At 72.0% G+C, this 4,418-nt stretch carries 5 protein-coding genes; 1 reads left to right on the forward strand and 4 read right to left on the reverse strand.

The features are described from left to right. Positions 1-69: 69 nt before the first annotated feature. Positions 70-1,314, reverse strand: coding sequence for a mycofactocin radical SAM maturase (gene mftC / locus VFW24_07550; protein ID HEX5266612.1), 1,245 nt, complete (start codon positions 1,312-1,314; stop codon positions 70-72). Positions 1,315-1,339: 25 nt separating this feature from the next. Next, a complete protein-coding gene (gene mftA / locus VFW24_07555) occupies positions 1,340-1,483 on the reverse strand; it encodes a mycofactocin precursor MftA (GenBank protein HEX5266613.1) in 144 nt (47 codons plus the stop codon). Positions 1,484-1,614: 131 nt separating this feature from the next. On the opposite strand from mftA, the gene VFW24_07560 reads away from it, so the two are divergent. After that, on the forward strand, positions 1,615-2,274 hold the full coding sequence (locus VFW24_07560; GenBank protein HEX5266614.1) for a peroxiredoxin: 660 nt from the start codon (positions 1,615-1,617) through the stop codon (positions 2,272-2,274). Between the two features lie 3 nt (positions 2,275-2,277). Here VFW24_07560 and VFW24_07565 read toward each other — a convergent pair whose 3' ends face one another. Then, on the reverse strand, positions 2,278-4,038 hold the full coding sequence (locus VFW24_07565) for a class I adenylate-forming enzyme family protein (protein HEX5266615.1): 1,761 nt from the start codon (positions 4,036-4,038) through the stop codon (positions 2,278-2,280). Next, a partial coding sequence (locus VFW24_07570) for an aldo/keto reductase (GenBank protein ID HEX5266616.1) occupies positions 4,008-4,418 on the reverse strand: 411 nt, incomplete at its 5' end. The genes VFW24_07565 and VFW24_07570, both read right to left, overlap by 31 nt.

Genomic DNA, 4,418 nt, shown 5'->3' on the forward strand with positions numbered 1-4,418 from the left:
CCCCGGACTTCCCCCGTCGTCTCGGCGCCTAGTTGACGGCGCCCGGGGGCTGATCCCCGGCCGCTCCCGTCAGGGCCGGTGGGTCCCCAACCTCACGCGGACCGGCTTGGAGTGGCCGGGGCCGGGGTGGGGCGCGGTCCCGGGGGACACCGCCGCCAGCGCCGCCTCCCCGTGCCCGAGCACGCACTCGGGGTCGGGGCCGTCGAGGGGAAGGCCGGTGAAGAACTTGGCCGCCATGCACCCGCCCTGGCAGGCGTCGTAGGAGCCGCACGAGGCGCACGCCCCGGCACTGGCCGGCCGCCGCAGGTCGGCGAACAGCTCCGACTCCCGCCACACCCCCGCGAACCCGCCGGCGTCCCGCACGCTCCCGGCCCGGAACTCGGGATGGAGGACGAAGGGACAGGCGTACACGTCGCCGACCGGGTCGACCAGGCACACCACCCGCCCCGCCCCGCACAGGTTGAGCCCGGGAAGGGGCGCGCCGAGGGCGGAGAGGTGGAAAAAGGAGTCCCCGGTGAGCACGTGGGGGCGCTCCACCAGCCAGTGGTAGAGCCGGCGCTGCTGCTCGGCGGTCGGGTGCAGCTCGGCCCACGTGTCGGCGCCCCGGCCGGCGGGGCGCAGCCGGGTGAGCCGCAGCTGGGCCCCGTAGTTTTCGGCCAGCGCCTCGAGCCGGTCGAGCTCGGGGACGTTGTGGCGGGTCATCACCACGCTGATCTTGAACGGCCCGAACCCCGCCTCGGCCAGGTGGTCCATGGCGGCCCGCGCCGCGGCGTAGGAGCCGGCGCCCCGCACCCGGTCGTTGGTGGCCGCGTCGGCTCCGTCGATGCTGATCTGCACGTCGACGTAGTCCATGCCGGCCAGGGCGCGCGCCCGGGCGGGGGTGATCCGGGTCCCGTTGGTCGAGAACTTCACCCCGACCCGGCGGGACACGGCGTACTCGAGCAGGTCGAAGAAGTCGGAGCGGATGGTGGGTTCCCCCCCGCCGACGTTGATGTAGAAGACCTGCATGGCCGCCAGGTCGTCGATCAGCTGGCGGGCTTCGGGGGTCGAGAGCTCGGCGGGATCGCTGCGGCCCGAGCTGGACAGACAGTGCACGCACGCCAGGTTGCAGGCGTAGGTCAGCTCCCAGGTGAGGCAGATCGGGGCGTCCAGGCCGCCCTTCAGCTCGTCGGTCAGCGGAATTGGAGCGGCACCGCGGGGACGGAGGAACATCAGGCGGCGGTCCCCGTAGTTGTAGGAGAGGGCGCCGAAGCGCTCCGCCCGACGCGCCTCCTGCGGATCGAGCGACGCGGGCCCGCCGCTCACGGTGGTCACCTGCCCCGGACCGTCAGGAGACGGATCAGTAGACGCCGCACATCCCGTCGATGGAGATCTCCTCGACGAGAAGGTCCTCCTCGACCAGCGCCACCTCGTCCCCCTCGGGGCGGGCGACGGGCGCGGGCGGAGTGCGGGTGCCGGCGGGGGCGGACGGGCTGTCGGCCATGGGCGGGATTATAACGACGGCCCCCGGCGTTCCCCTGTGCCTGGAACCGCGAATCCCGACTGGACTGGTCGACAATAGGCCGGATGGTCCGGTAGCGTTCGACGCGGCGTATACGAGCGGAGGAAAAGCGCATGGCTCTGACGATTGGCGACGAGGCCCCGGACTTCGAGGCCAACACCACCCAGGGGAAGATCAAGTTCCACGACTGGATCGGGGACTCGTGGGCGGTCCTGTTCTCGCACCCCAAGGACTTCACCCCCATCTGCACCACCGAGCTCGGCTACATGGCCCGGATCAAGCCCGAGTTCGACAAGCGGAACGTGAAGATCATCGGCCTGTCGGTCGACTCCGCCGGCGACCACGAGAAGTGGGCCCAGGACATCGAGGAGACCCAGGGGGCCAAGGTCACCTACCCCATGATCGGGGACAACGACTTCAAGGTGGCCACGCTCTACGGGATGCTGCCGGGCGGCACGTCCGGCGACGCCAAGTCCCGCACGCCCGCCGACAACCAGACCGTCCGGAACGTCTTCGTGATCGGGCCGGACAAGAAGATCAAGCTGGTCCTCGTCTACCCGATGAGCGTCGGGCGCAACTTCGACGAGATCCTGCGGGCCATCGACGGCCTGCAGCTGACGGGCAAGCACAAGGTGGGTACCCCGGCGAACTGGAAGCCGGGGGAGGACGTCGTCATCGGCGGCGCCGTGTCCAACGACGAGGCCAAGAAGCTGTTCCCTGACGGCTGGAAGGAGCCCAAGCCCTACCTGCGGATCGTTCCCCAGCCCAAGTAGCCCTCAGCCCGAGGTTTCCGCACCGAGGAGCTCCTCGCGCAGCTCCCGCTTGAGCACCTTGCCGGCGGGGTTGCGGGGGAGCTCCTCGTCGCGTATCCACACCCGGACCGGGACCTTGAAGGCGGCCAGCCGCTCGGCGACGTGGCGGCGCAGGTCCTCCTCGGTCACGGACGCGCCGGCCCGGAGGCGGACCACGGCGCCGACCTCCTCCCCGAGGACGGGGTGGGGGATGCCGATCACCGCGCACTCGGCCACCGCCTCGCTCTCGTGGAGGGCCGCCTCCACCTCGACGCAGTACACGTTCTCCCCGCCCCGGATGACCATGTCCTTGGCCCGGTCCACGATGTAGACGAAGCCCTCGTCGTCGATCCGGGCCACGTCCCCGGTGTGCAGCCAGCCGTCGGTGAAGCTGTCGGCGGTGGCGTCGGGCTTGTTCCAGTAGCCCCGGACGACGTTGGGCCCCTTGATCCACAGCTCGCCGATCTCTCCGAGGGGGAGCTGGCCCCCGTCCGCGTCGACCACCTTGATCTCGACCACCGGGACGGGCGGGCCCACGCTGTCCGGCTTGCGGATGTAGTCGTCCCCGTTGTTCATGGTCGAGACCGAGGAGGTCTCGGTGAGGCCGTAGCCGTTGGACGGCTGGCCACCGGGGAAATGCTGCCGGATCCGCCGCACGAGGTCGGGCGGGGCCGGGGCCCCGCCGTAGGCGACGGAGCGCACGCTGGAGATGTCGCGCTTCTCGAAGTCGGGTGAGTCCAGGACCTGCATGACCATGGCGGGCACGCCCCCGAAGGTCGTGATCTGCTCCCGCTCGATCAGCTCCAGGGCCCGCTCGGGGTTCCAGCGGTACATCATCACGAGCTTCCCGCCGACGGCGGTGTTGGCCACCAGGACGGAGTGACACCCGGTGGCGTGGAAGAACGGGACCGAGAGCAGGTAGGCGTTCTGGCCCCCGGCTCCTCCTGCAGGGGGGGCCGCCCCGGCGCGGCGCAGGCTGGCCCGGGCGTTGGTGAAGAACAGGCTCCACAGGTTGGTGCAGATGTTGCGGTGGGTCCCCACCGCGCCCTTCGGCACGCCGGTCGTACCCGACGTGTAGAAGATGGTGGCGTCGTCCTCGGGGCCGACGCCCGGGTCGGGCAGCCCCGTGGCGCCGGCCACCACGTCGGGGGTGAGCAGGTCCTCGAAGCGGACGGCGCCGGCCCGGACCGGCCCTTCCGATCGCGCCACCACGGTGGCGCCCGCCAGTCCGGCCAGCTCGGCGTCGAGGTGGGGCTCGAGCCGCTCCATCCGCTCCTGGTCGGCAAAGAGCACCCGCGCCCCCGAGTCGGTGAGCCCGTAGGCGAGCTCCGGACCGGTCCACCAGGCGTTCAGGGGGACGACGACGCCGCCGGCGGCCGCCGTGGCCCAGAAGGCCACCGGCCATTCCGGGAAGTTGCGCATGGCGATGGCCACGCGGTCCCCGGGCCGCACGCCGTAGTCCTCGACGAGCCGGTGGGCCAGGGCGGCGGCCCGCCGGTAGTGCTCGGAGAAGGTGATCCGCTCGTCCTCGTACACGAGGAACACGGCGTCCCCGTGGGCGCGGGACTGCTCCAGCACCGCGCCCAACGTGGGCGGGGCGTTCCTCCAGACCCGGGTCGGGATGCCCCGGATGACCTCCTCGCCCACCTCGAACAGCTGGCCGGGGGCGGTGAGGGTGGCGTCGGCCTCTTGGCGGGAAACGGCGGGGCCGTCCATCAGAGCCCGGCGGGGCGCCGCCGCCGCCACGCCGCGGTGGTGGCCGGCGGGGCGTAGCCGCTGTCCTCGCGGCTGATGTTGGTGCCCGGCGCCACCAGCTCGTCGATGCGGTCGAGCACGGCGTCGTCGAGCACGACGTCCACGGCCGGCAGCTGATCGGTCAGCTGCTCCATCGTGCGCGGCCCGATGATGGCGGCGCTGACGGCGGGATGGCGCAGCACGAACGCCAGCGCCAGATGGGTGAGCGAGCACCCGGCGTCGGCCGCCACCTTGAGCAGCTCCTCCACCAGGTCGAGCTTGCGGGCGTTGGCGGGGAGGGTGGGGTCGAACCGCTGCGGCATCCGGGCCGCCCGGCCCCCCTTCGGCAGCTCTTGGCCCCGGCGGTACCGGCCGGTCAGCCAGCCGCCGTT

The organism is Acidimicrobiales bacterium (assembly GCA_036273495.1).
Classification (GTDB): domain Bacteria; phylum Actinomycetota; class Acidimicrobiia; order Acidimicrobiales; family JAJPHE01; genus DASSEU01.

Coding starts and splice junctions, on each gene's coding strand:
- mftA (HEX5266613.1), bottom strand. CDS start 1,483: ATGGCCGACAGCCCGTCCGCCCCCGCCGGCACCCGCACTCCGCCCGCG.
- VFW24_07560 (HEX5266614.1), top strand. CDS start 1,615: ATGGCTCTGACGATTGGCGACGAGGCCCCGGACTTCGAGGCCAACACC.